The sequence below is a fragment of the Borborobacter xinjiangensis genome, from assembly GCF_047739745.1.
Taxonomy (GTDB): domain Bacteria; phylum Pseudomonadota; class Alphaproteobacteria; order Rhizobiales; family Rhizobiaceae; genus Pseudaminobacter.
On the sequence record NZ_JBLLVA010000006.1, the window covers coordinates 1 to 26586 of the forward strand.

At 60.1% G+C, this 26586-nt stretch carries 27 protein-coding genes; 2 read left to right on the forward strand and 25 right to left on the reverse strand.

Annotated elements, in window-relative coordinates; translation table 11 throughout:
• Positions 1 to 229 precede the first annotated feature (229 nt).
• From ACLKMW_RS08990 to ACLKMW_RS09105, 24 genes are all read right to left on the reverse strand, one after another.
• Positions 230 to 682, reverse strand: a complete 453-nt coding sequence (locus tag ACLKMW_RS08990; protein WP_415724113.1) for an urease accessory protein UreE — start codon at positions 680 to 682, stop codon at positions 230 to 232.
• A gap of 53 nt (positions 683 to 735) precedes the next feature.
• On the reverse strand, positions 736 to 1425 hold the full coding sequence (locus tag ACLKMW_RS08995) for an ABC transporter ATP-binding protein (protein WP_415724114.1): 690 nt from the start codon (positions 1423 to 1425) through the stop codon (positions 736 to 738).
• Positions 1418 to 2146, reverse strand: coding sequence for an ATP-binding cassette domain-containing protein (locus tag ACLKMW_RS09000; protein ID WP_415724115.1), 729 nt, complete (start codon positions 2144 to 2146; stop codon positions 1418 to 1420). Before ACLKMW_RS09000 ends, ACLKMW_RS08995 begins: the two co-directional genes overlap by 8 nt.
• Positions 2143 to 3177 carry a branched-chain amino acid ABC transporter permease gene (locus ACLKMW_RS09005; RefSeq protein ID WP_415724116.1) on the reverse strand — a complete coding sequence of 345 codons (1035 nt, stop codon included), beginning with the start codon at positions 3175 to 3177 and terminating at the stop codon, positions 2143 to 2145. Before ACLKMW_RS09005 ends, ACLKMW_RS09000 begins: the two co-directional genes overlap by 4 nt.
• Positions 3174 to 4040, reverse strand: coding sequence for a branched-chain amino acid ABC transporter permease (locus ACLKMW_RS09010; RefSeq protein WP_415724117.1), 867 nt, complete (start codon positions 4038 to 4040; stop codon positions 3174 to 3176). Before ACLKMW_RS09010 ends, ACLKMW_RS09005 begins: the two co-directional genes overlap by 4 nt.
• A gap of 74 nt (positions 4041 to 4114) precedes the next feature.
• Positions 4115 to 5362: an urea ABC transporter substrate-binding protein gene (locus tag ACLKMW_RS09015; protein WP_415724118.1), complete on the reverse strand. Its 1248-nt coding sequence runs from the start codon at positions 5360 to 5362 to the stop codon at positions 4115 to 4117.
• 76 nt (positions 5363 to 5438) lie between these two features.
• Positions 5439 to 6476 (reverse strand): alpha/beta fold hydrolase, encoded by a 1038-nt coding sequence (locus ACLKMW_RS09020; protein WP_415724119.1) that lies wholly within the window; start codon positions 6474 to 6476, stop codon positions 5439 to 5441.
• Positions 6477 to 6786: 310 nt separating this feature from the next.
• Positions 6787 to 7458, reverse strand: a complete 672-nt coding sequence (locus ACLKMW_RS09025; protein ID WP_415724120.1) for an ANTAR domain-containing response regulator — start codon at positions 7456 to 7458, stop codon at positions 6787 to 6789.
• 10 nt (positions 7459 to 7468) lie between these two features.
• Positions 7469 to 8578 carry a transporter substrate-binding domain-containing protein gene (locus tag ACLKMW_RS09030; RefSeq protein WP_415724121.1) on the reverse strand — a complete coding sequence of 370 codons (1110 nt, stop codon included), beginning with the start codon at positions 8576 to 8578 and terminating at the stop codon, positions 7469 to 7471.
• 234 nt (positions 8579 to 8812) lie between these two features.
• On the reverse strand, positions 8813 to 9556 hold the full coding sequence (locus ACLKMW_RS09035; RefSeq protein WP_415724122.1) for a helix-turn-helix domain-containing protein: 744 nt from the start codon (positions 9554 to 9556) through the stop codon (positions 8813 to 8815).
• Between the two features lie 66 nt (positions 9557 to 9622).
• On the reverse strand, positions 9623 to 10225 hold the full coding sequence (locus ACLKMW_RS09040; protein WP_415724123.1) for a HupE/UreJ family protein: 603 nt from the start codon (positions 10223 to 10225) through the stop codon (positions 9623 to 9625).
• Between the two features lie 56 nt (positions 10226 to 10281).
• Positions 10282 to 11160, reverse strand: a complete 879-nt coding sequence (locus tag ACLKMW_RS09045; protein ID WP_415724124.1) for an urease accessory protein UreD — start codon at positions 11158 to 11160, stop codon at positions 10282 to 10284.
• Positions 11157 to 11804 (reverse strand): urease accessory protein UreG, encoded by a 648-nt coding sequence (ureG, locus tag ACLKMW_RS09050; protein ID WP_415724125.1) that lies wholly within the window; start codon positions 11802 to 11804, stop codon positions 11157 to 11159. Before ureG ends, ACLKMW_RS09045 begins: the two co-directional genes overlap by 4 nt.
• 4 nt (positions 11805 to 11808) lie before the next feature.
• A complete protein-coding gene (ureC, locus tag ACLKMW_RS09055; RefSeq protein ID WP_415724126.1) occupies positions 11809 to 13521 on the reverse strand; it encodes an urease subunit alpha in 1713 nt (570 codons plus the stop codon).
• A gap of 14 nt (positions 13522 to 13535) precedes the next feature.
• Positions 13536 to 14231 (reverse strand): urease subunit beta, encoded by a 696-nt coding sequence (locus ACLKMW_RS09060; RefSeq protein WP_415724127.1) that lies wholly within the window; start codon positions 14229 to 14231, stop codon positions 13536 to 13538.
• 60 nt (positions 14232 to 14291) lie between these two features.
• Positions 14292 to 14975, reverse strand: coding sequence for an urease accessory protein UreF (locus ACLKMW_RS09065; RefSeq protein ID WP_415724128.1), 684 nt, complete (start codon positions 14973 to 14975; stop codon positions 14292 to 14294).
• Positions 14972 to 15424 (reverse strand): urease accessory protein UreE, encoded by a 453-nt coding sequence (gene ureE / locus ACLKMW_RS09070; RefSeq protein WP_415724129.1) that lies wholly within the window; start codon positions 15422 to 15424, stop codon positions 14972 to 14974. Before ureE ends, ACLKMW_RS09065 begins: the two co-directional genes overlap by 4 nt.
• A gap of 20 nt (positions 15425 to 15444) precedes the next feature.
• Complete coding sequence (urtE, locus tag ACLKMW_RS09075; protein ID WP_415724130.1) at positions 15445 to 16140, reverse strand: urea ABC transporter ATP-binding subunit UrtE; 696 nt, start codon at positions 16138 to 16140, stop codon at positions 15445 to 15447.
• Positions 16133 to 16876, reverse strand: a complete 744-nt coding sequence (gene urtD / locus ACLKMW_RS09080; RefSeq protein WP_415724286.1) for an urea ABC transporter ATP-binding protein UrtD — start codon at positions 16874 to 16876, stop codon at positions 16133 to 16135. The genes urtE and urtD overlap by 8 nt, the downstream gene beginning before the upstream one ends.
• 54 nt (positions 16877 to 16930) lie before the next feature.
• Entirely contained in the window at positions 16931 to 18028 is a 1098-nt protein-coding gene (gene urtC / locus ACLKMW_RS09085; protein ID WP_415724131.1) for an urea ABC transporter permease subunit UrtC, read from the reverse strand.
• A 27-nt stretch (positions 18029 to 18055) separates the two neighbouring features.
• Positions 18056 to 18946, reverse strand: a complete 891-nt coding sequence (gene urtB / locus ACLKMW_RS09090) for an urea ABC transporter permease subunit UrtB (RefSeq protein ID WP_415724132.1) — start codon at positions 18944 to 18946, stop codon at positions 18056 to 18058.
• 84 nt (positions 18947 to 19030) lie between these two features.
• Positions 19031 to 20278: a transporter substrate-binding domain-containing protein gene (locus tag ACLKMW_RS09095; RefSeq protein WP_415724133.1), complete on the reverse strand. Its 1248-nt coding sequence runs from the start codon at positions 20276 to 20278 to the stop codon at positions 19031 to 19033.
• A gap of 667 nt (positions 20279 to 20945) precedes the next feature.
• Positions 20946 to 21554, reverse strand: a complete 609-nt coding sequence (locus tag ACLKMW_RS09100; protein ID WP_415724134.1) for an ANTAR domain-containing response regulator — start codon at positions 21552 to 21554, stop codon at positions 20946 to 20948.
• A 13-nt stretch (positions 21555 to 21567) separates the two neighbouring features.
• The gene (locus tag ACLKMW_RS09105) at positions 21568 to 22722 is read right to left on the reverse strand and encodes a transporter substrate-binding domain-containing protein (protein WP_415724135.1); all 1155 of its coding nucleotides are present in this window, start codon (positions 22720 to 22722) and stop codon (positions 21568 to 21570) included.
• A 357-nt stretch (positions 22723 to 23079) separates the two neighbouring features.
• On the opposite strand from ACLKMW_RS09105, the gene ACLKMW_RS09110 reads away from it, so the two are divergent.
• On the forward strand, positions 23080 to 23538 hold the full coding sequence (locus ACLKMW_RS09110) for a (2Fe-2S)-binding protein (RefSeq protein ID WP_415724136.1): 459 nt from the start codon (positions 23080 to 23082) through the stop codon (positions 23536 to 23538).
• Between the two features lie 3 nt (positions 23539 to 23541).
• The gene (locus ACLKMW_RS09115) at positions 23542 to 25740 is read left to right on the forward strand and encodes a xanthine dehydrogenase family protein molybdopterin-binding subunit (RefSeq protein WP_415724137.1); all 2199 of its coding nucleotides are present in this window, start codon (positions 23542 to 23544) and stop codon (positions 25738 to 25740) included.
• Positions 25741 to 25797: 57 nt separating this feature from the next.
• Here ACLKMW_RS09115 and ACLKMW_RS09120 read toward each other — a convergent pair whose 3' ends face one another.
• Positions 25798 to 26577: a CoA-transferase subunit beta gene (locus ACLKMW_RS09120; RefSeq protein WP_415724138.1), complete on the reverse strand. Its 780-nt coding sequence runs from the start codon at positions 26575 to 26577 to the stop codon at positions 25798 to 25800.
• Positions 26578 to 26586 lie beyond the last annotated feature (9 nt).

The window sequence follows — 26586 nt, forward strand, 5'->3', positions numbered from 1 at the left end:
AGGAGGTGCATTTGTTGATTGGTTTGGACTTATTGCACCTCTTCATCCGCATCGTATGAACGGACTGAACGAAGTCAACGAATACATTGACACCCAAGCAATTTTGCTGGCTGCGGCAGCCGTCGCTTGTGAATGGGTAGCCCGGCTACTTAAGCTGCGATCGGTGTGTTCAGCATCACAGGTGGCCCGAAGATACCACCCTGAGATTTCCTTGGCCCGCCTCAGCGGATCACTTGCCCTCGCCCAGGAACTTGACCGCTCCCCGGTGCAAAATGTGATGCAGCCGCTCAAGCACGTGACCCGTTCCCAGCTCGCCGACAACATATAGGCGGCTGCCTTCGAAGCGCACCGGCCAATGCATATTTCCGGCGCAGTATCCGAGTTCCAGACCGGCGGCGGCATCGGCCGCACTGAAGACCAGCCAGCGTTCCGGCTCGGCCCTGACCACTATGGCGCGCTTGTCCTCGAGAAGAAGCACGGCACCGTCGATGAGGCGTTGCGTTCGCGGCAAGGCGATCGAGCATGGAGTGCCACGATCGGTCGTCACCGAAATTCGCCGGCGCGCAATCTCCCTGTCATCCAGCAGGATGAATTCGACGCGTCCCTCGTGATCCAGCAAATGAAGCTGCGCGCTTATCCGGCTTTCCGTTGCCAATCCGACAATGGCATTCAGCTTGAGCATTCGATTTACCGATAGGTTTGGACATGACGGAACTCAGCAATGCAGTGCCGGCATCAAATGCCGAGATGCGCATCGACTGCTTCGCGGTCGTAAAGTTGTTGCGGCGATATTTCGGCTACGAATGCGCCCTTCTGGATGATCAGAACACGATCCGCCAATTGCCGGATGAATCGGATGTCCTGTTCGACCAGGATGATGCCAAGTCCAAGCGTAACCTTCAGCTCTCCCAGCTTCTCCGCGATGAGATCGACAATTGACGGCTGAATGCCTTCCGTCGGTTCGTCGAGCAGGATTAGCTTCGGCCGTCCGCAAAGGCAGCGCGCCAGTGCGAGTATCTGCTGCTGGCCGCCGGACAAGCCTCTGCCCGGCCGGTCAAGCAGATCCTTCAACACGGGAAAATGCTCCAGCATTTCGGGGATGGCGCTGCCTGCCCGCATGATCTCCCCCATCCGCATATTTTCCAGCACGGAGAGCTGCGGGAATATGTCCCTTCCCTGCGGCACATAGCCGATGCCCGCGCGGGAGCGCTCTGCGGTGCTTGCCCGCGTGATGTCCTCGCCTGCGAAATCGATGCGGCCTCCCGTTGCCTTGATCTGGCCGACCAGCGTACGAAGCAGTGTCGTTTTGCCCATGCCGTTATGGCCAAGTATTCCTACCACCTCACCTGACTTCATCTCGAAATCGATGCCGTGCAGGATCGGAATGCGGCCGTAGCCGGAGTGAAGATTCGTAACTTCAATCATCGTCGTCGACCTTGCCCAGATAGACTTCACGGACCAGTTCATTGCCCTGAACGTTCTCCATCGTGTCTTCGACGAGCACCCGTCCCTGATGAAAGACGGTTACGGTGTGGGCAATCTGCTTGATGAACTGCATGTCGTGTTCGACCACGACGATGGCTGCGGACTTGTTGACCTCCTGGATCAGAGCGGCGGTTCGGTTGGTCTCATCCGCCGTCATGCCGGCGGCGGGCTCATCCAGCAGGATGAGCTTGGGCTCGAGCGCCACCACCATGGCGAGTTCCACCCACTGGCGCTGCCCGTGCGCAAGTTCGCCGACCAGCCGGCCCGACAGGGCGGTCAAGCCGAGCCGCTCCATCACGTCCTTGCCGATCACGGCCGCGCGTGCCTTGTTGTGCCGCGACCGTGCGGCGATGGAAATGTTTTCGAGTACGGTCAGATTGTTGAAGACGTCCGGCACTTGGTTTTTTATGCCGATGCCCATCTGGCTGACCTGATGCGGCTCGGCGTGGGTGATGTCGACGCCGTCGAAAAATATTTGCCCGGTTGTCGGCTTGAGCTGCGCCGTCAGCATCTTGAAGAATGTGCTCTTCCCAGCACCGTTGGGGCCTATCAAGCATCGCAGTTCGCGCTGCTTCAGATTGAAATCAACGCTGGAGATGGCGACGACGCCGCCGAACCGCTTCTCGAGTCCGCGGGTTTGCAGCACGCATTCGGCACTCATGATGCCCTCCTTTCCTGTGTCAGCCGGACAGGCGCGGTGCCGCGCAGATGAGCACGCTGCATGAGATCGCAGGCCGAGGGCACGATGCCCTTCGGCACCAACAGCACGAAGCCGATCAGGATGATGCCAAGCACGAGATTGGCGTTGAGGAGTTGCTGAGTGCCAAGCTGCGTGGCAAGCCATTGAACGATGAAGCATCCGACGATCGGGCCGAGCAACGTTCCGGTACCGCCCACAATGACCCAGATGATGACCTGCGCCGACTGGGCAAGGCCAAACACATCCGGGCTGATGAACATTCCCCAATTGGCAAATAGGCAACCAGAAAGGCCGGCGATGCCTCCACCAAGCGTAAACGCGGCAAGCTTGTAGAAGCGCGCATCGTAGCCGAGGAGCTCGGCGCGCCGCTCGTTTTCGCGAACAGCTACCACGACCTGGCCGAAGCGGCTTTTCAGCATGATGCGCAGGCCGAGATATACCGCCAGCAGTGTCAGACCGGAGGCGTAGAAAAGCCCATCCAGTGACAGAACTTTGTCCGGAGCACCGGGCAGATTGAGCGGAGGAATGCCTGGAATGCCGTTGTAACCGCCAATCGGTGCGTTACCGATCGTATATTCCGCGCCCGACGTCGAGCCCATCAGCTTGTAAAGGATCAAGGTGACGGTAAGCGTGATAACGCCGAAATAGACGTCGGTAATGCGAGCATAGAACAGGAAATAGCCGAGCAGGGCAGCAAACAGGGCTGGCACCGCCACCGACAAGATCAATGGAATGGTGCTGTCACCGATGTTTATAACGGCGATGGCGTAGGCATAGGCGCCAATTCCGAAGAAAGCGGACTGGCCGAAGCAAAGGATGCCGCCATACCCCCAGATGAGGCCGAGGCTGAGCGCCAAGATTGCAAGGATCACATAGGACGTCAGCTCGATCATCAGGACAGGACCGGCAAGCAGGGGTATGGCAAACAGCAATGCCAGGCCCACGATGGCGGCGGCCAACAATCCGCCGGTACCACTAAAGATGTCGGTCATGATGCCCTCCTGAAGAAGCGTCCGGTGATGCCGAGCGGCATGAACCTCAGCAGGACGACAGCAGCCGCGAGCAACGCGACCTCGCCGATGACCGGAGTGGAAAGATAGGTGATTATCTGGTCGATGGCGCCGAACAGCACAGAGGCCGATACGGTTCCGGCCAGCACCGCTGGACCGCCGCCAATGACGGTGATGAACGCCTTGGCGACATAAGCGGCGCCTATGGTCGGAACTATGCCGGTGATCGGGGCCATGACGCCTCCGGCTAGTCCGGCAAGACCAGCACCTATGCCGAAGGTGGCGGCGTAGACTGCGGGCGGATTGACACCAAGCGCGGCCGCCATATCCGGGTTCTGCATCGTGCTGCGCGCTATCAAGCGGTAACGGGTATGCCGGAACACTGCCCAGATCGACGCAAACACGACAGCCGCGATCAGGACGATGATCAGCGAGTAAGCGGCGATATGATAGTTGCCGACTTGCAGAGAGCCTGCCGGCGCCGAAATGCCCTCGGTCGTATTGCCGAAAATGGTTGTCGCCAGGCCGACGAGAAACAAGCTCAACCCCCAGGTGGCGAGCATGGTGTCGCGCGGTCGGCCGTACAGAAATCGTATGACGGTCCGCTCGATAATGACGCCGATGACGCCCACCACCACGGGGCTGATGAGCAGCGTCGCCACCCAGATATTGACCCCGGCCTTGGTTGCCACAATCGCGGCGTACCCACCAAGCATGAGGAATTCGCCATGAGCGAGGTTGATGACCCGCATCATGCCGAAGATAATCGCCAGGCCGACGCTGATCAGCGCCAGGCTTGCGACAGCCCTTAAGGCTTCAATCGATAGTACAACGAGCAGGTCCATACCGGCATAGCCTCTGATGGTTGGAGGCGTTCGAACGCGACCGCGCCAAACGCCACGCAACATGTCTGGATCGATCAAACCTTGATGACGTACATCGTGTTGTCGTCAGGGTTCTTCTTGAGGTCGCACACGCCCGAAGTGTCGAGCGGTTGCTGTTGCGGGTAGCTCTCGAGGATATTGATCTTGCGGTCCTGGACCTGGCCGATGTTGATATCCATGACCACGTGGTGAGTTTGCGGATCGATCGAGAATTTTCCGCTCGGCAGATCGAGGCTTATGCCGGACTCGAGCGCCTCGATGACCGGCATCCTCTCGACCGTGCCGGCGCGCTTGACGCCTTCCGCCCACAGAAAAACCGATTGGTAGGTGGCCATCGCCAGTTCGGTCACATAAGGGTAGTCGGCGCCGAAGCGCTTATGGAAACGTTCAAGGAAGGCCTTGTTCGCCGGCGTGTCGAGTGCTTCGAAATAGTTGAAGCACAACAGGATGCCGTTGGTTTCCTCGGGCGCGAGAACCATCTGCTCGCCACCGATGGTCATGGTGGTGGACGCCATCGGGATGCGCGTATTCATCCCTGCGGCCGCCCATTGCCGATAGAAGGACTGATGCGCGCCGCCGACCAGCACTGTGTAGATCAGGTCGGGCTTAGCTGCCTGGATCTTTTGAATTGTCGAGCCGAAATTGGTGACATCGAGCGGGAAGAAATCCTGTCCCACAATCTGGCCGCCGTTTTCCAAGCAATATTTGCGAGTCCAGTCCGCAGTGATCTGGCCATAGTTGTAGTCGGCAGCCAGGGTATAGATCTTTTTGCCCCACTTGTTCATGGCGTAAGGCACGTGCTTCGACTGTTTTTGCGCCGGTGTGATGCCGGTGCAGAAGATGTTGCGATCGCAAACCCCACCTTCATACTGGGTATTGTAGAAGTAGAGCGTGTTCATTCGCCGGAAAACCGGCCGCATCACTTCGCGCGAAGCTGACGTGATGCCGCCAAATGCGGCAGCCACCTTGTCTTTCAAAGCGGCTTGCTGGGCATATTGAGGATAAAGCCGCATATCGGTTTGAGTGTCATAGGTGATCAGGCTGATCTGCTTGCCGAGCAGGCCTCCAGCCTGGTTGATTTCCTCGACCGCCAACGTGATTGCGTCCTGCATCGGCTTGCCGGCGGCATCCAGACCGCCCGACAAGTCGAGCAGGCTCGCAATACGGATCGTGTCGTCAGCGGCGAATGCACTTCCTCCCGCGCCGAGAAGACCGAGGCCCGCCGCCGCACCTGCGGTCGATTTGAGAAATGACCTGCGATTTATGTTCGTCGTTATTGTCATTTTCAGAATCCCCTGTGATTTGGCCGATCCGGATCGATCGGCCATCTGGTTTCATGCTTGAAAGTCCGTCGTGTGTTCAGGAGCCGAGCAATTCGCGCCAGGCATTGTCGAGGAACTTGACATCAGCTTCCCTCAGGCCCGAGCCACCGGCGAAGTGACCGTGGCTGGAGATGAAGGGGCGAAGTTCCGCGTTGGGCATGTTGGCGACCTCGAACTCACTGTCCTCCGGAGGGAAGTAGAGATCGCAGTTGCCGGGCATCACGATGGCTCTGGCCTTGATGGCGTTGAGCGCCTTGACGAAATCGCCGTTGTAGAGTTCGTTGTCGCTGATGTCGCCGGCCTGCCAAGTGTGGATCATCGAGACCATGTTGTTGGCGTCTCGCAGATTGAACCAATCCTCCCAGTAGCCGACAATGAAGTCCTCCACCGATTGGTAGCCGAGCTCGAGATATTCTTCCTTGCGGAAGAACTCCTGCGAGAAGCCCCAACCTGCGTAGACACGGCCCATGGCACGCAGCCCCTTGTAAGGCTGGTCGTCGTACCAACCTTCCTTGAAGGCGTCGTCCGCAGTTAGAGCGGCTTTTACCCCTTCGAGCATCACGTGGTTGTGCCGGGCTGTCTTGGCCGATCCTGCCGTCGGGCAGATGTTTTCGACCATGTCAGGATAGAGTGCTGCCCAATGGAAGGTCTGGGCGGCGGCCATCGACCAACCGGTAACGAGCTTGATCTTCTTGATGCCGAACTTCTCGGTAAGAAGGCGATGCTGGGCTTTGATGTTGTCGTAATAGGTTACGAGAGGGAATCGCGCCTTGTTGTACGGCGGAGGCTGGTTGCTTGGCGACGACGAAAGCCCGTTGCCGAATACATTGGGGATGATGATGAAATACTTGCTTGGATCGAGCGCGCTACCTTCGCGAATTACCCACTGGTTGTCATAGTGGGTCGAGGCCATGTAAGTCAGAAGGACAATGACATTGCTCTTGTCGGCATTCAGCTTGCCGAAGGTCTTGTAGGCCAGCTTTGCGTTCGGAAGCGTCATTCCTTTTTGGAGCTTGAGGTCGCCAAGCTCGAAGATTTCGTAGTCAACTTCCTTGTTGATTTTCCACGGTGCCACAGTTTACATCCTCCGTTAGACATAGATCCGCCGCTCAGCAAATCCATGTGGATTTGCCGTTATATTTTTCTACTTTGGACAAAGATTTCCCGTCCAATCCAACTGGATTGGCCGGACTTCAGCTACTTCCGATCCTGTATTTTCCTCCCAGGCGCGTCGCAGGCAACAGAACGCAAAAACCCCGCGCACTCAGGAAACCTGAGTTTGCGCGAGGTTCAATTTCGATCCTCTATGGAGCGCAGCGCTTTTGCCGCGAATTCCGGTTCTCTAGGAACCAACGTGAGCCATATGCATCACGAACACTTGCACTCTACTCTATAAGTCCATAAGCGTCAACCAGGGCAGCAGAAATTACTGCAATGGATTTTTGTTTGCTCATCGCCTGCTGCCGCAGGTAGTCGTAGGCCTCGTTTGCGCGCAGATTCCGCTGCTTCATCAGGATGTGCTTCGCCTGTTCGATCTGGCGCGACGCATGCAGCGTTTCCTCGAGTTTGGCCACCTTGTTCAAGAGCCGCCGCTCATAGCTGAAAATCTGGCGCGCCAAGGCCAGGTTGGTGAGCACCGCGGGGGGCTGACAGGGCTTGACCAGAACGGCCTGCGCATTGGAGAGCCTGAGCACGTCGGCCGGGAGCCCTTTTTCGCCGTCAACCACCGCCACGACCGGCACTGGCGGAGCGCCAGACAGCCAAGGGGCGGCCAACAGGACATCAGCGTCGATTGCAACGAGAGCAAAGTCAAAGCCCAGCGGCGGAAGGACCGGCGGCGGCCACACCATCTCAACCCGGCATCCCAAGCGTCGCACCTCGCGTAGAACCGCATCGCCCTGACCGTCGTTGGGGTGCGCGAGCAACACCGTCGAACGGCGCAACTCACTTTGAACGCCGCCGCCGGCGCGCACCGCTCGGGGTGGTGCATTGCTGGCCTGGCGCGAACCATCCGCAGTTGCGCCATCAACACTGCGGGAAGAAAGCGAGGTGTTCACGTCTGGTTCCTCAGGTTACGAAAAATGGGTCGGGCCGGAGCGCAACGACGGATTCGCGCACAATGTCGAAGTTACCGGCTTCGGATGCCTTGCCAATTCGCGTCCAAAGCTCGGCATGACTGTTCTTGTAGTCGATGCCGATGCGCCCTTGAGGAGCCGAGATCTCCCTGCCCAGAACGGCAGGGCGCAATATGTCCGTTTCCATGCTGTTTGTCTCGGCAATGGCTTGAGCAAACAGGTGAACCTGGAAGTAGGCGGCTTCGGCGCACATGTTGGTCGATGCATCCTCGCCGAATCGTTCCTTGAACAACCTGACGAAGCGGGCGTTCTCGTCATTGGACACGCTCTCGAAGTAGGCCGCCGCAGTGATGTGCCCTGCCCCCACGTCCTTGCCCATGGCGCCCAATTCGGCCTCGCTGGTGTTGAGACTGCCAATGGGCATGGTGCCTGGATTGAAGCCGGCATCCGCATAAGCCTGATAAAAGTGCGCGATCGCCTGCCCCACGATTGTAGAGAAGATCACATCGGGTTTGCGATTGCGAAGGTCGCGGATGATCGGTCTGAAGTCGTTGGCGTCGGCACCGAAGCCGATATACTCCTCTCCGACGATTGCCCCGCCTTGGCCGCATACCATGTCACGCACGATCCTGTTGGTGTGCCGCGGATAGCAATAGTCGGTGCCGATCAGATAGAACCGGTTGCCGTGCGTGGCCACCAGATAGTTGATGAGCTCGACCGTGTTCTGATTTGGCGACGAGCCGGTATAGATGATGTTCGGCGAGAACTCGAAGCCTTCGTAGCGGGTGGGATACCATAGCAGCGCATTCACCCTTTCGACCAAAGGCAATACTGCCTTGCGGCTGGTCGACGTGTAGCAGCCGAAGATGGTCGTGACCCGATCCTCGATCAACAGTTTGCGCGCGTAGTGCGAATAGAGCTCCGTGCTCGAGGTCGGGTCATAGATGATCGGAACGATTTCGCGGCCGTTGATGCCTCCCGCCGCATTGATCTCGGCGATCCCGAGCATCGTTCCCTTGAGCTGCGTCTCTTCGATTGACCCGGTGACGCCCGATCGTGAAAAAAGGACGCCGACCCGCCAGGGTTCGCTTGTGGAGCCCATGTCAGCCGCAGCCCGTGCCAGCACTGAATGCGAACATTCGACCCTCCAATGTGTGTTTCATTGCCGGCCGCACCCGGCCGTGGTCGTGCTATCGATCCTGCCGTGCCAAAGCCGCCATTCGCCAAAAACACGTTTCTCTAATGTGACATGAAACGCCACCGGAAAACAGCCCGACACGACGCGATGAGGTGATTTTCGCCTGAGCACGGCAAATGTCTTTCCTCCTCACAACATTCATGTCGCGGCCTTGTCCAGGCTCTCGTTCGATGCCCCTTGCCGATATGAAATCACCGACAGGAACCGGATCGGTAATTTCGTCAGTTCGTAGGGCCCATGAGGGGCATCCGCGTCGAAGTACAGGCTGTCCCCCTGGGTCATGCGATAGCGGTTCCTGCCATGGCCATAGACGACCTCGCCTTCCAACACGTAGAGGAACTCTATGCCGCCATGCTGGAAGATGGGGAATTCATCCGAGGGTTCGGTCAGGGTGATGAGATAAGGCTCGACGACAAGGCCGCTGCTGCTGGCACCGGAATAGCCGAGAAGTTTATAGTGATGACCGGCACGCGTCCCACGCCGTTGGACATTCACGCCCTCGCCAGCCTTGACGAAAGTCGCTTCGTCCTTTTCCTCGAAGCGCCTGAACAATGAGGTCATCGGCAGGCCGAGCGCGGTTGCCAGCGCCTGGAGCGTGTTGAGGGAGGGAGAAATGGAGCCGTTTTCGATCTTGGAAAGCATTCCTATGGAGATACCCGCTGAGGAAGCGAGTTCCATGATCGTCATGTCATGCTTCCTGCGACAGCTCCGAACTTCGCGCCCGATCGCGGCCTGCAGCATGGTTTCGCGACGGTCTCGAGGCGCATGGGGATTTTGAGAATAGAGGGGAATGAGCAAAGGCGCGCTCACACGTCGAGAAACTTTTAGTGCCTGTGTCTTTTCACCCAGCGGCGGGCCTGCCGCACTGAAGAACTCCGTCATTGCTTTCCTTTCCAGGTCGCATTGATAAGTCGAGAGGCGCCCGGTTGTTGGGCGCCTCTTGGCGGCTCACAGAACGCCGGTGAGGATGCCGACGCCGGCCAGCGAGGCGGCACCGCCCAGGCATTTGACCAGCGTGGCGCCCTTCGCCTCAGCGGCGCGGCCGAGCACGAGCCCGCCGGCAAGGCCCGCTGCATGTAGCAGCGCGGTGGCGGCGATGAAGCCGCTGCCATAGGCGAGGCCACCCACCGTCTCCGGCATCTCGGCGCCATGGGCATGGCCGTGGAAGATGGCGAAGAAGCCGACCAGCCCCATGGCGGCGGCAACCGGGGCGGTCAGCCCGAAGGCGACGGCCGCGCCAAGCACGACGATCGACAGGGCGATGCCGAGTTCGACGAAGGGCAGGCCGAACCCGGCAAGGCCAAGCCCGCCGCCGAGCGCCATGACGGCAACGAAGCTCGCCGGCACCAGCCACAATGCCCGGCCGCCAAGCTGCGCGGCCAAAAGGCCGACCATCACCATCGCCAGAACGTGGTCGAGGCCGCCCAGCGGATGCGCAAAGCCGTGCGCGAAGCCGCTCGCATGGCCTATGCCGGTGTGTGCGAATGCCAGACTTGGCACCACCGTCATGAGCGCCGACGCTGCTAGATTGACGAGTATCTTGCGGTTCATGTTTGTCTTCCTTTCATGCTATGGGCAGCTATCTTCGAGATGTCGCAACCGTGCCGTCATTTACGACGCGGGGTTGGTGAGGCGCCGAATGCCGCGTCGACGGCCAGAACGAAGAGGCGTTCGGATACCGCGCGAGCCGCTATGGCGTTGGCGGCCAGGCAGCGGATGCCCCAACCAATTCCGTTCGGCAGTTCGCTCACTCCGGTCACACATTCCGCAAAACTCAGGGATTCCGCCAGCGTCTGCCGCGACGGCAGAAGCGAGCAATCGCCAAGCAGCATGTAGTTGGCGACGACCCGCCAGTTGCCGATGGGCGACGCCGCACCAGCCAGCGCATCTCCTCCAATGCGGAAGCAATCGCGCGCCAGAAGGCGGCCTGAGCTGTCCTCGATTCTGACGTTCGAGCTCAGTTGGTCGAACCAGCGCGACCGGTCGTCGGGATCGTGCCTGGCGAAGGCATCGGCCAGAAGCAGGATGGCGCCGGGCGCCAGACGCGCGATCAACGTGTTTTCGCAGGCAGCGCCCGGGAAAAGCACCAGCGGATCGGGTGTAAGCGCCAGAAACGCCCCCTCTTCCATGATCACTTTGCTGTGCTGACGTACCGGCTGACTGTGACAGTCGTGCACGATGGTCGCGGCCTGCGTGGTGATATGAGCGGCGGCATTCGCGCCGAGTTCATAGCAACTGGACAACTGCTCGCCACGGTAAAGACCGCCCGAGGAGGACTGCTGGTATATGGTGAGAAGCGAGGGGATGGCTGCATCAAGCGCGAAGGGGCGCGTGATGTGGAAGGGATAGGACACGAACTGCCGCCCGATATGAGTGCGCGCGCCATGACGGGCGAAGGACAGTTCGAAGCGGCCGCCGGGAACGCCGACTTGCTCCCGAGGCGCCCAAGGATCCCGCTCCTGGGTTCTGGGCCAGTGCGAGGTCATCGAAACAGCACGTCCGCGATGATGCGGTCGGCAATCTCGCCGACGCCGTCGCCCGTCCGACAATTGGTGAGAACCGTCGGACGTCCGGCACGCGCGGAACGAGCTGCGGCTTCCATTTTCTCCAGATCGACTCCGACATGCACGGCAAGGTCCTTCTTGTTGACCACCAGCAGGTCGCATTTCAGGACGCCGGGACCCTTCTTGCGCGGAATGTCGTCTCCGCCGGCAACGTCGATGACGAACATCCACCAGTCGACCAGGTCGAGCGAGAAGGTCGACGCGAGATTGTCGCCGCCGCTCTCGATCAGCACCAGCTCGACGTCGGGATAGCGCGCCTCCAGGTCGTCGGCGGCGGCGATGTTGAGGGTGGGGTCCTCGCGAATGACGGTATGTGGGCAAGCGCCCGCCTCCACCGCGGCAACGCGATCCGGATCGATAAGCCCGGAGCGCCTGATGCGCTCGGCGTCCTCTATGGTGACGAGATCATTGGTGATGATCGCAAGCGAAACGCCTCGTTCGGCAAAGGCGGGAATGAGCTTTTCGATCAGCGCGGTCTTGCCCGAACCGACCGGGCCGCCGATGCCGACACGAGCCGCCCCGACACGCGATGGCGATGAAGCGCCGGTGGAAGGTCTGACGTCCATGATCTCACCTCAACATGTAAAGCTGTGTCAGCGGCAGTTCGTGTGCCGGTTCGCAGGTTGCCAATTCGCCGTCGACGAACACGTCGAAGGTCTGCGGATCGACACGGATGTTGGGACATGCATCATTGTGCAACATGTCCTTCTTGCGCAGGTCGCGGGTGCCGCGCGAAGGCAGCAGCGCCTTGCGCAGATCGAGCGTTCTGGAAAGGCCGCGCTCGATCGCCAGCGGATTGACGAAACAGGCCGAAAGCGCCTGCTTGGCGCGGCCGAAAGCGCCCCATTGCGGACGCAGCAACAATGGCTCGCACGTCATCAGCGAAGCGGCGCTGTCGCCCATCGCTCCCCATGCGATAAAGCCGCCCTTGATGACCAGCTCGGGCTTGATGCCGAAGAAGGCCGGCCGCCAGATGACGATATCGGCCATCTTGCCGTCTTCCAGCGAGCCGACATGCTCAGCGATGCCGAAGGTGCGGGCGGCGTTGATGGTGTATTTGGCGATGTAGCGCTTGATGCGCTCATTGTCGCCGAAACCCGTGGTTTCCTCTGGCAGCCGGCCGCGCTGCTTCTTCATCTTGTCGGCAAGCTGCCAGGTGCGGCAGATCACTTCGTTGATGCGGCCCATGCCCTGGCTGTCGGAGCCCAGCATGGAGATCGCACCGATGTCGTGCAGGATATCTTCGGCGGCGATGGTCTGGGCGCGAATACGGCTTTCGGCAAAGGCCACATCCTCCGGGATCGCCGGATTTAGATGATGGCAAACCATGGTCATATCGAGATGTTCGTCGAAGGTGTTGACCGTGTAGGGATTGGTCGGGTTGGTCGACGACGGCAGGCACCAGGGAACGCCCGCCACTCTGATGATGTCAGGCGCATGGCCGCCGCCGGCGCCTTCGGTGTGATACATGTGGATGGTGCGTTCGTTGATGGCGGCCAGTGTATCTTCGAGGAAGCCGGATTCGTTCAGCGTGTCGGTGTGGATCTGGACGGGAAAGTCGAGCTCATCGGCAACCGTCAGGCAGGTGTCGATGGAGGCCGGCATGGTGCCCCAGTCCTCGTGCAGCTTCAGTCCGAGGCACCCCGTCTCGATCTGCTCCACCAGCGATGCGGGCTTGTGCGAGTTGCCGCGACCCAGAAAGCCGAAATTGATTGGCCATTCCTCGGCCGCCTGCAGCATCTTGCCGACGTTGAAGGGGCCGCCGCAGTCGATGCCCACCGTGATCGGGCCAAGCGAGCCGCCGAGCATGGTGGTGATGCCGGACGCGATGGCATGATCGCAAAGCTGGGCGCTGTCGAAATGAACATGCACGTCCAGCGCGCCAGCGGTGGCAATCAGCCCCTCGCAATCGCGCACCGTGGTGGCCGCCGAAACGATGAGGCGCGGATCGACACCGTCCATGATTGCCGGATTGCCGGCCTTGCCGATGCCGACAATCTTGCCGTCCTTGATGCCAAGATCGCCCTTGACGATGCCGACCACGGCATCAATCACGGTGACATTGCACAGCAGGAAGTCGAGCGCGCCTTGGGCGCTGGTTACGCCCGCTGCCAGCCCGGCGCCGTCGCGCAGGGTCTTGCCGCCGCCATGCAGGCATTCGTCACCATAGACGGCGAAATCTTTCTCGACGACGGCGACCAGTTCGGTGTCGCCGAGCCGAACGCCGTCACCGGTCGTCGGCCCATACATTGCAGCATATTCGCGGCGGGAAACTCTTGCCATGATCGCTTTTCTCCTCAGGCGCCGCGAAAACCGCGCGTGCGTGCATTTTCAAGAGCGGCGGCCTTCACCGCCGCGTCGTCGGCTCTCCCGTTCGAAAGCGCGTTGAGACCCGACAGTTCCTGTCGGCCACCGAAGCTTGTGAGCGAAACTTCCTTTTCCTGTCCCGGCTCGAAGCGCACCGCCGTGCCGGCGGCGATATCCAGCCGCATGCCGAACGCCTGCTCGCGGTCGAAATCGAGCGCTTTGTTGACCTCGAAGAAGTGGTAATGGGAGCCGATCTGCACCGGCCGGTCACCGGTATTGACCACTGTAAGCGTGACCTTTGGGCGGCCTGCATTCAGTTCAATCTCGCCGTCCTGGGCGATGATGCCTCCCGGTTCCATGGTATCGGCGGCAGCGCCGGCCGCCGGCCGCAATGGCTCATGCACGGTAACCAGCTTGGTGCCGTCGCGAAACGTCGCCTCCACCTGCAACATCGGCAGCATCGCGGCGACACCGGGCATCACATCGGCCTGAGTGAGGATTTGCGAGCCGATCGACATCATCTCAGCAACGGATCGCCCTTCGCGAGCCCCTTCGAGGATCTCATCGGTGATGATCGCCACGGCTTCCGGATAGTTCAGCAGGAGGCCCTTGGCGCGACGTTTGCGTGCGAGTTCGGCTGCCGTGTATATCGTCAGGCGTTCCAGTTCGGTGGGGGTCAGAAGCATCGGTGACAATCCTCCTCAGGACAGTTCTTGTGCGAGATCCGCGCTATCATGGGCGGGCACTCAATTGGAAAATAGGCGCTGACCGGAGGCGCCATGCAGCGCCACGGCGATCTCGCAAAGCGGCGTGAAGGAACGAAGCGGCTCGTCATCGGCGACAGGTGCCGCACTTGCCGCTTCGATCAGTGGCAATGCCCGGCCAATCGCCGCCTGAGCTTCGATCGCGCCGATGACGCCAAGCCGCACCGCGGCCGTCGCAAGCGAGGCCACCATCTGATAACCGCCCATCGCCACCGCGGTGTCCTCGTCGAGGTCGAGCGTCCGCCAGAGCAATCCCTGAACCACGGCCAGGTGGCCGCAGGCCGAACCGGTCCGGATCAGCGCGCGATAGCTTGCCGCGCCTGCGGTGCCGAGCCGCTGATGCGCCGTCAACAGCGCCAGGCCGTTGCGCCGCGAGCCGGCCCGCAGGCCCTCGGTAAAGGTCGATGCTTCGACCTCGCGATCGAGTTCGGCAATTTCCTCCAACTTGCCGGCAAGTCGATGTGCCCGCACCAGAGCCACACGATCGGACTCGGCCCAGCGGTAGAGGATCTGCCCTTCCACAAAGCGGGCGAAATCGAACTCGCCGAGCCGATCGGCAAGGGAGGAAGAAGCTTCGAGCCCTTGCGAGAAGGCAAAGCCGCCCGATGGAAACTGGCCGTCGGCATGCTGCAACGCCACAAGCAGGCTTGCGGTTGGCACGTTCATTCGGTCTCCTCCGACAGCTCGACGCGTCCACTCGAAACCATCGGCTCGATGCGCTCCGCATAAGCCTCGGCCGGCCCATCCTGTGCGACGAGAAGATCGTCGCCATCGAAACGCACACGCCAATGAAGGTTACCGGCATGATAGCCGAGCTCCAGCGCATCGCTTGCCGAATGCGCTGACAGCCGCAGCCAACGCTGCTTGCCGGAACGCACGACGATGGCGCGCTCGGCATCCAGAAGCAGCACCGCGCCATCATAGAGCTTCTGGTCACGCGGCAGCGTGATTGCCACCTCTTCGCCCTCTTCGGTGAGGGACATGAGGCGCCGCCGGTCAAGATCATGCGGCTCGATGGTCACGAACTCGACCTTGCCGTGATGCTCCAGATCATGCAGCGTTTCGTGAAAGGCCGGATCGGTCCGGCTGCCAAGCACACTTTCAACACGGATCATTTGCCGGAACCTTTCTGCTGCTACAAGCTCATGTGCTTGCGGATCAGCTCGCCGCTGAGTTCCGCAGTCTCACCCGATGCGGCGATGCGCCCCTTTTCCAGGATGGCGAAGCGATGTCCCGCCGTGCGCGCGAAACGAATTTTCTGTTCGACCAGTATGATCGTCAACCCATGGTCTCGGTTGAGCGAGATGATCGCCCGTTCGATGTCCTCGACGATGTTCGGCTGGATGCCTTCGGTCGGTTCGTCAAGAACGAGGATGCTGGGATCCGTCGCCAGCGCGCGGGCGATTGCGAGCTGCTGCTGTTGTCCACCCGAGAGATTGGTGCCGCGGCGGTTCAGATGGTCCTTCAGGAACGGAAACAGCGTCCAGACCAAGGGCGGCACCGACATGTTGCCGTCGGCGCGGGCATTGCAGCCGAGCAAGATATTATCGAGCACGCTAAGGCCTGGAACGATTTCGCGGCCTTGCGGGACATAACCGATACCGCGCCGCGCACGTTCGTAGGTGAGGTCCCTGCTGATATCGGCGCCCTCGAACTCGATGGCGCCCGTCGTACGCACATCTATGCCGAGAAGGCTTCTGAGCAGGGTGGTCTTGCCAACACCATTGCGTCCCAACAGGCAGAAGGTCTCACCCTTTTTAATCTCGAGATTGAGGCCATGAATGATGTGGCTTGTTCCGTAGAACACATTGAGGTTGCTGAATTTAAGCATGGCTGAGCGTTGCCGATCCAAGATATGCCTCGATCACTGCGGGGTTGTGCTCGATCTCCTCGGCCGTTCCTTCGGCCAGGATCGCCCCCTGATGCATGACGGTGATGGTCCGGCAGATGCGCCGGACGAACGCCATGTCGTGCTCGATCACCAGCACGGTGTGGCGGCCCTCAAGGTCGAGCAGCAGTTCCGCCGTCTTGTCGGTTTCCGCCGCAGTCATGCCGGCCGCCGGCTCATCGAGAAGGATGATCTTCGGGTCCTGGCTGAGAACCATTGCCAGTTCGAGCCACTGAAGTTGCCCATGCGACAATTCCGAAGCCTTGCGGTTCATCAGGCCAAGCAGGCCTGTCCGCTCGGCGACGGCAACTTCCGTGTCGTTCGGCCTGGCGCGGACGCGCTGAAGCAGGTTTTCGAAGACCCGCACGCGGCGATCGCTGGCTACCTGGAGATTCTCGAGCACGGTCATTTCCTTGAAGACCGTCGGTGTCTGGAATTTGCGGCCGACGCCGCTCCTGGCGATCGCCGCCTCACCGATGCCGGTGATGTTGGTGTCACGCAGCCAGATCTCGCCCTCGGACGGCAGGGTCTTGCCGCAGAGCAGATCCAACAGCGTCGACTTCCCCGCGCCGTTCGCACCGATGATTACGCGCAGTTCGCCGTCTTCTATCGACAAGTCGACATTGCTCACCGCCGGAAACTCATCGAACCTTACGGTGAGATTCTTTGTCCGAAGAATCGGAGTGGTGGAGGTTCGGGGTTCGACTTCTGCAAAACTGTGGATCGTCACCGCTCACGCCTCCTCGGTCTTCAGGCTTTGCGTCTTCAAACCTGGCCGCCTGTCGATCAGATCCTTGAAGATCCCGGCGATTCCGTTCGGCATGACGAGCACGACGAAGACGAACAGACCACCGAGGATGATTGGCCAGACCGGCTGGAACGTCGCGCTCTCACTGGCGAGGGAACCGATGAAATTGACGATCAGCGCGCCGATGCAGGCTCCAAGCAGGGACGCGCGACCGCCGGTTGCCGCCCAGATGACCATGGAAATGCTGAAGGGAACGGCCATCAGCGATGGCGCGGCAAATTCCGCGGTCAGCGTGAAAAGCATACCGGCCAGGCCAGCCACGCCGGCCGAGATGCAGAAGATGAAGAGCTTATAGTTCTCGACATTGTAGCCGAGATAGCGTGCGCGCGCCTCGTCCTCACGGATAGCTTTCAAAACCTGGCCGATGCGGCCTGAAAGCATATAGCGCGCGGCCAAAATCACGATCAGAAGGGTGATCGCGACAAGATAATAGACGCTTGGCCCATAAGGATCGAACTCAAAGCCGCCGATCTCCAGCAGCGCCAGGCTCGCCAGTCCGTTGAAGCCGCCGGTCAGCGGCTGGTTGTTGATGATCAGCAACTGACCGATCAGCGCGAAAGCGAGCGTTATGATGCTCACATAGACGCCGGTGGTGCGACGCTTGAACATAACGTAACCGACGGCGGCCGCGAGCACGCAGGGCACCACGATCGCGGCGATCATTCCGAAGGCAACCGACCGAAACGGTATCCAGAGGAACGACCCCGGCGTGACGCAGCAAAGATCGCGTATGGCGTCCGGCTCCATATTGAGCAGCATGAGTTCCGGCACCGGATTGTTTTCAGGGATCGCCAGAGTCAGCGACATCGCCAGCATGTACGCGCCCATGCCGAAGAACAGCCCTTGGCCGAGGCTGAGGATGCCGGCATAGCCCCACGACATGCTGATGCCCAGCGCGCAGATGGAATAGACAAGATAGGTCGCGACGCGATTGGTCCAGAAACTGTTCAGCACCAAGGGAAGCGCAAGCACGACTGCGAAAAATACGATGTAGGCTGCGATGGAAGCGTTACGATAGGTCATATGCTTGTCCACGTTCGGGCCTTGGGGTCAGCGGCTCTTGGTGACGAAGAGGCCCTGCGGCTTGAAAAGGAGGATGAGGATGACGACGGTGAACAGAACTGTTCGCCCGTAAACATCATTCAGCCAGGTCGCGACGAAGCTCTGGACTTCGCCCAGTATGCCGGCGGCGGCGAAGGTGCCGATCAGATGGCCAACGCCGCCGGCAACAACCACCAGGAACGCATCAACGACATAGGGCGTGCCCATATCCGGAGAGACCGTCTTGAAGCCTGAGACAAGCACACCCGCAACCCCGGCCAGTCCCGAGCCATAGGCAAATGCAAGCGTGTTGACGCGCTTATCATTGATGCCGCAGGCGGCCGCCGTGTTGCGCGCCACCGAGACCGCGCGAAGTTGACTTCCAAAACGCGTCTTGAAGATAAGCCACCAGCTGAGGGCTCCCAAAAGCAAGGCAGCCACGAAAACGAACGTCCGGTAGATCGGAATGTTCGCGCCTAGAAAATGGAACGCCTGCTGCAACTCCGCGGGAACGGGCACGTTCTGAAGGTCAGAACCAAGCCCGTCTATCTGAATGCCGAACAGACCCAACCCGAAGTGGATGCGCACGAGTTGCTGCAAGATGAGGGCAATGCCCCATGTCGCCAGCAAGGTGTCGAGCAGCCGGCCGTAAAGCCGGCGAACGACCGTCCGCTCGATGACGTACCCGAAGGTCGCCGTCACCAGGAAGGCCAGCGGCAGGCAGAGATAGATGTTGAAGCCGAGATGCTTGGTCGCCAGAACCGTCGTGTAGGCACCGATCATCACCATTTCGCCATGGGCCATATTGATGACCTTCATCGTTCCGTAGATGATCGCCAAGCCAAGGGCGACCATGAACAGAATGGAGGCGATACTCAGTCCAATTACGAATGTTTCCATGCCGCTTTCATCTCAACAGGGTGCGCGTTTCTCGACCGGCGCGATTGCTCGCGCCGGCCCTCTACCGCCTGAGTGCGTTGCCTGCTAGAGCCTGGCGCCTTCGGCGGTACAGGTCCGCTTTTCAGCCGTCTCGCCGACGCTCGAATACGGCAGCGGCATGAGGGGCTCGGCGTACTGATCGACGATATCCAGCAGGCCGTCGGCCCGCGTCTTGCCGATACGGGGTGTCAGATATGTGTGCAGGTTTTCGGGATCGATGGTGACCTTGCCTTGCGGCGCGTCGAACGAAAGCCCACCGACATTGGCGATAACCGCTTCAGGTGAAACGTCGCCGGCCTTTTCAGCCGCCATGGCCCACATATTCACACCGATATAGACGGCCTCCATCGCCGCGTGGGTCACCGCGTCGGCGCCGGCAAAGGCCTTGAACGCTTCGACGAAGGTCTTGTTCTGAGGCGTGTCGACGGTCTGGAAGTATGGCAGCGAGACGTAGCTGCCGAGCGCATATTCAGGCCCCATGGCCTTGATCTCGACCTCCGTTGTCGTCGAGGAACACAGGGGCAGCTTGTCGAAGTCATAGCCTTGATTGCGAAGCTCGCGATAGAAGGCGACGATCGAATCGCCGACGACATTGGAGAAGATCACATCGGCGCCGCTCGAGCCGATCTTCGATACCATCGAAGCCCATTCTGTGTGTCCGAGCGGCAGGTATTCATCGCCGACCACCTCCATGCCGATATTCTGGCAGATCGTCTTCGAGGTCTTGGCCATTCCTCGGGGAAAGGCATAGTCGGAACCGACAATGAATACTTTGTTCCTGCCGAGCTTGTTCTTCAGCCATGGCAGCGAATTCTCGAGCTGCTGATTGGGCACTGCCGAACCTGCGTAAAGCACGTTCTTGGAGCATTCCTCGCCTTCATACCATGTCGGCCAGACCAATAGCCCCTTGCGCCGCTCCACAACCGGCAACACAGCCTTTCGGCTGGCCGTGGTGTAGCAGCCGAAAATGACCGGCACCTGGTCTTCCATGGCGAGCTTGCGAGCTTTTTCGCTATATATGCGCGGTTCGGAGGCTGGATCCTCGACTATCGCACGCAACTTGCGGCCGAGAACGCCACCCTTCGCATTGATTTCTTCAATTGCCATTTGGGCGCACTGGTTCATCGATTTCTCGACGATCGCCGTGGTGCCGGTCAAAGAATACATGACCCCGACCGGTATCTCGTCGGCTGCCCAAGCTCTGTCACCGAGACGCAATATCGCGGGGGTGGCCAGCCCGACGGCAGCAAGACCGGAGGCCTTCAGAAAGGTACGTCGATTTTGGCTTTTCATTACTCCTCCTAGACGCATCTTCGTGCGCTTCATTTTTGAAGCCGCCCCTTTGCGGCCGAAATCAGACTGACATAAAGAAAGAATAAATCAACCTACATGAAACATTTTTTATTATGATACATGAAGACATGCAAAATAAAAAATAGCACATCTTGCCACATTCACGAACAAATGCAGCATAATGTTATACTATGCGATGGATTGATTATATCTATCTTAAATTGACTACGAATGCCTCCTTTCAATTTCGAAAACAGCTTCAAATGCCGAACCCATACGAGGTAAGCACCGCCCCGGCTTCCACGGGCAAGCGAGCCCGGATGCACGGACGGCTTTCTTAGGAGTTGCAAGGCTGGACGCCTGCAGCCAGCCGGAGGGCGAGCAACGCGCCGCCGAACCCTGGGAACCAGTCGGAGCGCAGCGCGTACCCATGGCACGCAAAAGGCACCCTAATTCACGCATCATGCATTTCCGAAAATCGTTGCCGATTTGCGGGCCGATGCCGTGATCGGATCAAAGTAACGGCGGCCAACAGCCCTGTTGGCTAGAGCCGAAACAAAAAAACCCGCCAACTCCGTTCAGGAGTTTGCGGGCTACCCAGCCTTTAGGTGCCGACGACATTGTCCAACACCTGTGATGCAGACTTCACTCTGCGTCAATTTTTATTCTAGTCACGCATTTCTCTGTAGGTCAATAGCTCATGTGCATTGATTATCGCGGAGGCGAGATCATCCATTGGAACGCGCTTCGCCATGGCCTGCCTGCGAATATTCTCATAGGCATCGCGTTCGGTCAGACCCTGGGTTTCCATGAGAATGCTTTTGGCTCTCAGTATCCGGTTGTTGCCGGCGAGCTTGCGTTCCAGCTTGCGGATCCGTTTGCTTGCGTTCTGCCGCTCCATCCACAGTGCCCGGGCAATCGTCAGATTGGTGAGAAGGCCGAAGGGACGGATCGGACGTTCGATGACCGCCAGGGCGCCGCATTCGAGGACCACCTGAAGCGTACTCGGGTCTTCATAGGAGACAACCGCCAACAGGGCGGGATCGGAGGGTTGGATCGGCCGAAACAGCCGCAGGATTTTTTCACGATTTTCCTGCTCTATCGAAACCAGAACCACAACCGCAGATGGACTTATCGCATCCGGCAGTGGCCAGGTCGTCTCGCAACTGCAGCCAATGCGTCGAAGATGCTCCACCAGCGCCAAACCTGCCGAATCCGGCGGGTGAATAACCTGAACGCGCAGACCCTTCAGGTCCTGGAGTATCTTTGTCGACACCGAGAACGATCCACTATCCTTGGCGTTTCAATTGATGCTGCGCGCCCAACCAATCATCATATGACGCGGTCACGAAATAGGGATCCGGTCTGATTCTGGTCTCCGATTGCCACACTATGTCGAACTTGCCTTGCGAATTGATGCGCCCGATGCGAGACCATAACTCCGTATGATGGTTGTCCGGATCCACCCGCACTCGGCCTTGCGGCGCTTCGAATTCCAGGCCGGCCAGTTGCCTGGCAATTGCTTCCGGTTCGTCCTTGCCCGCCAGTTCCAGAGCCTTGGCATAGAGGTGAACCTGGAAATAGGCCGCCTCTGCACTGGCTGTGACCGGCGCCGAGGCGCCGAAACGGCTCTTATAGGCTGCAACGAAGCGCTGAGCCTGAGGCGTTGCCAGCGTCTCGAAAAATGACGCGGAGGTCAAATGGCCGGCGGCGACTTCCGGCAACATCTCGGCCACTTCCGCTTCGGTGGTCGTCAGACTGGCAATCGGCATGGTCGTGGCGTCGAAACCAGCCTCCTTGTATGCCTCATAAAGCAGGACGGCACCGGTTCCCACAACCGTCGACACGACGATATCCGGCTTCAACTTCCTGATCTGCTTGACCACATGGTCGAAGTCATGTCGGGCAGCTTCCACTGGCACATAGATCTCGTCGACGATCCGCCCATGCGCCCGCGTCACCAGATCGGCGACAACCCGGTTGTACTCATAAGGGAATACGTAATTCGATCCAATGAGAAGGAACCGTTTGCCGTAGTTTTCAATCAGATATTGCGCGAGCTGCACCGCGTTCTGGTTGGACGAAGAGCCCGTATAGAAGCACCGTGTCGAATATTCGAAACCCTCATAGAAGGTCGGGTAGAACAGCAAGCCGCGATGCGCCTCGATTTCCGGAAGGACGGCCTTGCGGGCCGATGACATATAGCATCCGAAGATGACTTTGATGCCATCTTCGGCAAGCAGGCGAACGGCAAGCTCCCGATAACGCTCCGCGGAGCATGCCGGATCGTAGAATACCGGCGCAAACTGGCGTCCCAGCACACCGCCCGCCGAATTTATCTCCTCGCTGGCCAGCAGCGTCGCGTTCGCTTCAGCCGTTTCCGCCGCCGCCGTTACGCCACTGCGGGAAAACAAAGCGCCAATTCGCCAATCATCATTCGTCATGCGATTACGTCACCCATGCACTGGTCGAAGCCGACAAAGCCATGGCAGCGGCGCAAGCCGGACGACGGCTGCCCAGGCAAAATTGGAAACGCCACTGTTTCGCAGAAGAATTTCAATATCCCGCCAAAAGCAAAAAGGCAACGCGACTTAAGGTAAGCTGGGCTGTGGAGCAAAAGCGGCACTCGGCTGGAGCGGCTTACGCGCCACTTCACGATCGCGCGATTGATCGCCTGACCGCTTGTTGGCCCGGTAGCCCCACCTTAGTCTGCTGGTCGACAGCCACGCATCGACGAAGACATCGGGCGCTCCGAGCGGCAGAGGTGCTGCGAAAGCCCCTGAAGAGTAGGAGAGCAAGCCATGGTCGCTTTCACCCTCAATGGAGAAGCGAAACGGATCGACGTCGATCCGGAAATGCCGCTGCTATGGGCTATTCGCGACGTCATCGGGCTGACCGGAACGAAGTTCGGCTGCGGGCTCGCACAATGCGGCGCCTGCACGGTGCATATCGACGGCTCGCCAACGCGCTCCTGCCAGACGGCGATCGGCGATATCGAAGGCGCCTCGATCACCACCATCGAAGGCCTTGCCGGCAGGGTCGGCAAGACGGTTCAGGACGTTTGGGTTGAGCTGGACGTGCCGCAATGCGGTTATTGTCAGTCGGGCCAGATCATGTCTGCCACCGCCCTTCTAACACAGACGCCCAAGCCCACCGACGAGGACATCGATACGGCGATGAGCGGCAATCTGTGCCGCTGCGCCACCTATCAACGCATTCGCGCGGCAATCCATGAAGCCGCCCACCGGCTGGAGGCCTGAGCCATGTTGGTATTTCCGGTAAAGCAGGACACCGTGAAGCCCAGCCGGCGCCAATTCCTGATCGGCACCGCCGCGGTCGCTGGGATCGCCGTCGGCTATCGGCTGATCGCCGCCCGGCCGGCCAGCGCGCAGGCCGCACCCGGCGTTGCCGCGGCCAACCCGTTCCAGGCCTATGTCGAGATCACGCCGGAGAACCGGATCATCATTCACTCCTCGCAATTCGAAATGGGGCAAGCCTCCTATTTCGGAATCGCCACTTTGGTGATGGAAGAACTCGATGGCGACTGGGAGCAGGTCGACGTGATCGGCGGTTCCGGCAACACCGCGCTCTACGGCAATCTCGCCTGGGGCGGCGCCATGCAGGGCACTGGCGGCTCGACCTCCATGACCTCGTCGTGGGAGCGCTATCGCAAGGCTGGCGCTGCCGCGCGCGCCATGCTAGTGGCGGCCGCCGCGAAGGACTGGAACGTGCCGGCCGACGAGGTCACGGTTACGAAAGGGGTCATCTCGCACGCGTCCGGCAAGCGCGCCAGTTTCGGCGAGTTGGCGCAAGCCGCAGCCGGGATGGCGATCCCGAACGACCTGCCGCTTAAGCCACGCGACAGGTGGAGCCAGATCGGCTCCGAGCAACTCAAGCGATACGATTCGCGCGGCAAGACCGACGGCACGCAGGCCTATACGATCGACCTCAAGATGGAGGGGCTACTGACGGCGGTGATGATACATCCGCCGACATTCGGCGCCGAGATCGAGAGCTTCGACGCCACCAAAGCCAAGGCGCTCGACGGCATTGCCGATGTCGTTCAGACGCCGCGCGGGATTGCGGTAGTCGGAAGCGATATGTGGGCTGCGCTCAAAGGCCGTGACCTCGTGGAGGTCAAGTGGAACGAGGCCAAGGCCGAAAAGCGCGGCACCGCCGAAATAATGGCGGAGTACAACAAGGCCGCCGATGGTGCGGGCGCAGCCATCGCACGCAATGACGGCGACGCCACCGCGGCATTGGCAAATGCGGCAACGATGGTCGAAGCGCGTTATGAGTTCCCCTATCTCGCCCATGCGTCGATCGAACCGCTCAATGCGGTCGCCCGTTTCAACGACGATGGCACGCTCGACGTCTGGGGCGGGCACCAGATGCCCGATCTATATCAGGCTGTCGCCGCGCAGATCGGCGCGACGACGCCGGACAAGGTGCGGCTGCATGTGATGAAGACCGGCGGCAGCTTCGGACGCCGCGCGGTTTCGGACGCCGACCTGATCGTCGAGGCTGTTGCCACTGCACGCGCGCTCGGCCCCGGCAAGCCGGTTAAGGTGCAATGGACGCGCGAAAACGACATGCGTGGCGGCCGCTACCGGCCCGCCTATGTTCATGCCATTAAGGCCGGCCTCGACAAGGACGGCAAAGTCGTCGCTCTTTACGACCATATCGTTGGCCAGTCGATCATGGGTGGCTCGCCCATGGCTGCCATGATCAAGGACGGCGTCGATCCGACCTCGGTGGAGGGCGCGGCAAACCTGCCCTACGCAATCCCGAATCTGAAGGTCGAACTAACGACAACCGACGTGAAGATCCCGGTGCTTTGGTGGCGCTCCGTCGGCTCCACGCACACGGCCTATGTCATGGAGACTTTCATCGACGAACTTGCGGCCGCCGCGAAGCGCGATCCGGTCGAATTCCGCCTGTCAATGCTGGGCGAGCATCCGCGTCACGCTGCCGTGCTGAAACTCGCGGCGGAAAAGGCCGATTGGAACAAGCCGCTGCCGCAAGGCCGTTTCCGCGGCGTCGCGCTTCATGAGAGCTTCTCGACCTATGTCGCCCAGGTGGCCGAGATCACCTACAATGGCGGCAGCGATTTCAAGGTCGATCGCGTTATCTGCGCCGTCGATTGCGGCATCGCGATCAATCCCGATCAGATCCGCGCCCAAATGGAAGGCGGCATCGGCTTTGGGCTTGGCGCGATCCTGCAGGAGGAGTTGACGCTGACGAGGGGCGTTGTCGATCAGGAAAACTACGACACCTACACGCCGCTCCGAATAGATCAGATGCCGCGCGTCGAAGTGCATATCGTGCCGTCTGATGAGCCCCCGACGGGCGTTGGCGAGCCTGGCGTGCCACCGATCGGACCGGCCGTCGCCAATGCGCTGCGCGCAGCGACGGGCAAGACGATCCGCAAGTTGCCGATCGTCAAGAACCTGTCGGCTTAGGCAGGGCGAGCCCGATGCTTCTTTGGGCTCGCCTTGTTTACCGTGCCCGATCAACGCTCAGCGCAAATACATGCGCTGAGGATCAAGCTGCCGCAGAAACTCAAGCTCTTCAGCCGCCGGCGGCTCGCTAGTCTCCAGCCCATCCGGTATCTCCGGCCTGAACGACATGTTGGTCAGCACGTCGTCGATCGACACGCCGGGGTGCAGCGACTGCACTGTCAGGCGCCTGGTTTCCGGATGGAAGCCGAAGGTGCAAAAGTTGGTGATGACCTTCAACACGCCACCGGCGATCAGGCCTGAGTCCCTGCGGGAAGTCCCGCCCATGAGATAGCCAGGGCTGGTGACGAAATCGACGGTCTCAACGAAGCGCTTGCGCTCATGCGGCATGATCACGATGGTCTCGACGAGGCTCGAAATGTCGTTGCCGCCGCCGCTGCCTGGCAGCCTCGTCGTGGGGCGACTGACATCGCCTAGATAAGAGCTGTTGACGTTGCCATATCGATCGATCTGCGCGCCGCCGATGAAGCCGATATCGACATAGCCGCGCTGCAGCAGCGCCAGCACATCCGTGGCGTTGAGCAGCATGTTGGCCTTTTCGGCGGTGCGCATCTCATTGGTGGAGAGCGGCAGCCGCCCGGGCTGGATGAACGGGCCGATGATGCCCCCTTCGAACAGGATGGTCAGGTGCGGCGCGTGGCGGTTCTGCGCCAATGTCGCGCCAAGCAGAGGCACGCCGACGCCGGCGAAAATGATCTGGCCGTCGGACATGGCTCGCCCGCACATGACCGACAGCAGCTCGGATGTCGTATAGGCCGGCTTGGTGTTCATGTTTCCCATTTTCGCCTC

Coding starts and splice junctions, on each gene's coding strand:
- ACLKMW_RS09060 (WP_415724127.1), bottom strand. CDS start 14,231: ATGCTTCTGACCCCCACCGAACTGGAACGCCTGACGATATACACGGCA.
- ACLKMW_RS09030 (WP_415724121.1), bottom strand. CDS start 8,578: ATGGGCTCCACAAGCGAACCCTGGCGGGTCGGCGTCCTTTTTTCACGA.
- ureC (WP_415724126.1), bottom strand. CDS start 13,521: ATGGCAAGAGTTTCCCGCCGCGAATATGCTGCAATGTATGGGCCGACG.
- urtB (WP_415724132.1), bottom strand. CDS start 18,946: ATGGAAACATTCGTAATTGGACTGAGTATCGCCTCCATTCTGTTCATG.
- ACLKMW_RS09095 (WP_415724133.1), bottom strand. CDS start 20,278: ATGAAAAGCCAAAATCGACGTACCTTTCTGAAGGCCTCCGGTCTTGCT.
- ACLKMW_RS09005 (WP_415724116.1), bottom strand. CDS start 3,177: ATGACCGACATCTTTAGTGGTACCGGCGGATTGTTGGCCGCCGCCATC.
- ACLKMW_RS09045 (WP_415724124.1), bottom strand. CDS start 11,160: ATGACCTCGCACTGGCCCAGAACCCAGGAGCGGGATCCTTGGGCGCCT.
- ACLKMW_RS09040 (WP_415724123.1), bottom strand. CDS start 10,225: ATGAACCGCAAGATACTCGTCAATCTAGCAGCGTCGGCGCTCATGACG.
- ACLKMW_RS09065 (WP_415724128.1), bottom strand. CDS start 14,975: ATGAACGTGCCAACCGCAAGCCTGCTTGTGGCGTTGCAGCATGCCGAC.
- ACLKMW_RS09115 (WP_415724137.1), top strand. CDS start 23,542: ATGTTGGTATTTCCGGTAAAGCAGGACACCGTGAAGCCCAGCCGGCGC.
- ACLKMW_RS09105 (WP_415724135.1), bottom strand. CDS start 22,722: ATGACGAATGATGATTGGCGAATTGGCGCTTTGTTTTCCCGCAGTGGC.
- urtC (WP_415724131.1), bottom strand. CDS start 18,028: ATGACCTATCGTAACGCTTCCATCGCAGCCTACATCGTATTTTTCGCA.
- ACLKMW_RS09110 (WP_415724136.1), top strand. CDS start 23,080: ATGGTCGCTTTCACCCTCAATGGAGAAGCGAAACGGATCGACGTCGAT.
- ureE (WP_415724129.1), bottom strand. CDS start 15,424: ATGATCCGTGTTGAAAGTGTGCTTGGCAGCCGGACCGATCCGGCCTTT.
- ACLKMW_RS09000 (WP_415724115.1), bottom strand. CDS start 2,146: ATGAGTGCCGAATGCGTGCTGCAAACCCGCGGACTCGAGAAGCGGTTC.
- ACLKMW_RS09035 (WP_415724122.1), bottom strand. CDS start 9,556: ATGACGGAGTTCTTCAGTGCGGCAGGCCCGCCGCTGGGTGAAAAGACA.
- ACLKMW_RS08995 (WP_415724114.1), bottom strand. CDS start 1,425: ATGATTGAAGTTACGAATCTTCACTCCGGCTACGGCCGCATTCCGATC.
- ACLKMW_RS08990 (WP_415724113.1), bottom strand. CDS start 682: ATGCTCAAGCTGAATGCCATTGTCGGATTGGCAACGGAAAGCCGGATA.
- ACLKMW_RS09015 (WP_415724118.1), bottom strand. CDS start 5,362: ATGACAATAACGACGAACATAAATCGCAGGTCATTTCTCAAATCGACC.
- ureG (WP_415724125.1), bottom strand. CDS start 11,804: ATGGACGTCAGACCTTCCACCGGCGCTTCATCGCCATCGCGTGTCGGG.
- ACLKMW_RS09120 (WP_415724138.1), bottom strand. CDS start 26,577: ATGGGAAACATGAACACCAAGCCGGCCTATACGACATCCGAGCTGCTG.
- urtE (WP_415724130.1), bottom strand. CDS start 16,140: ATGCTTAAATTCAGCAACCTCAATGTGTTCTACGGAACAAGCCACATC.
- ACLKMW_RS09010 (WP_415724117.1), bottom strand. CDS start 4,040: ATGGACCTGCTCGTTGTACTATCGATTGAAGCCTTAAGGGCTGTCGCA.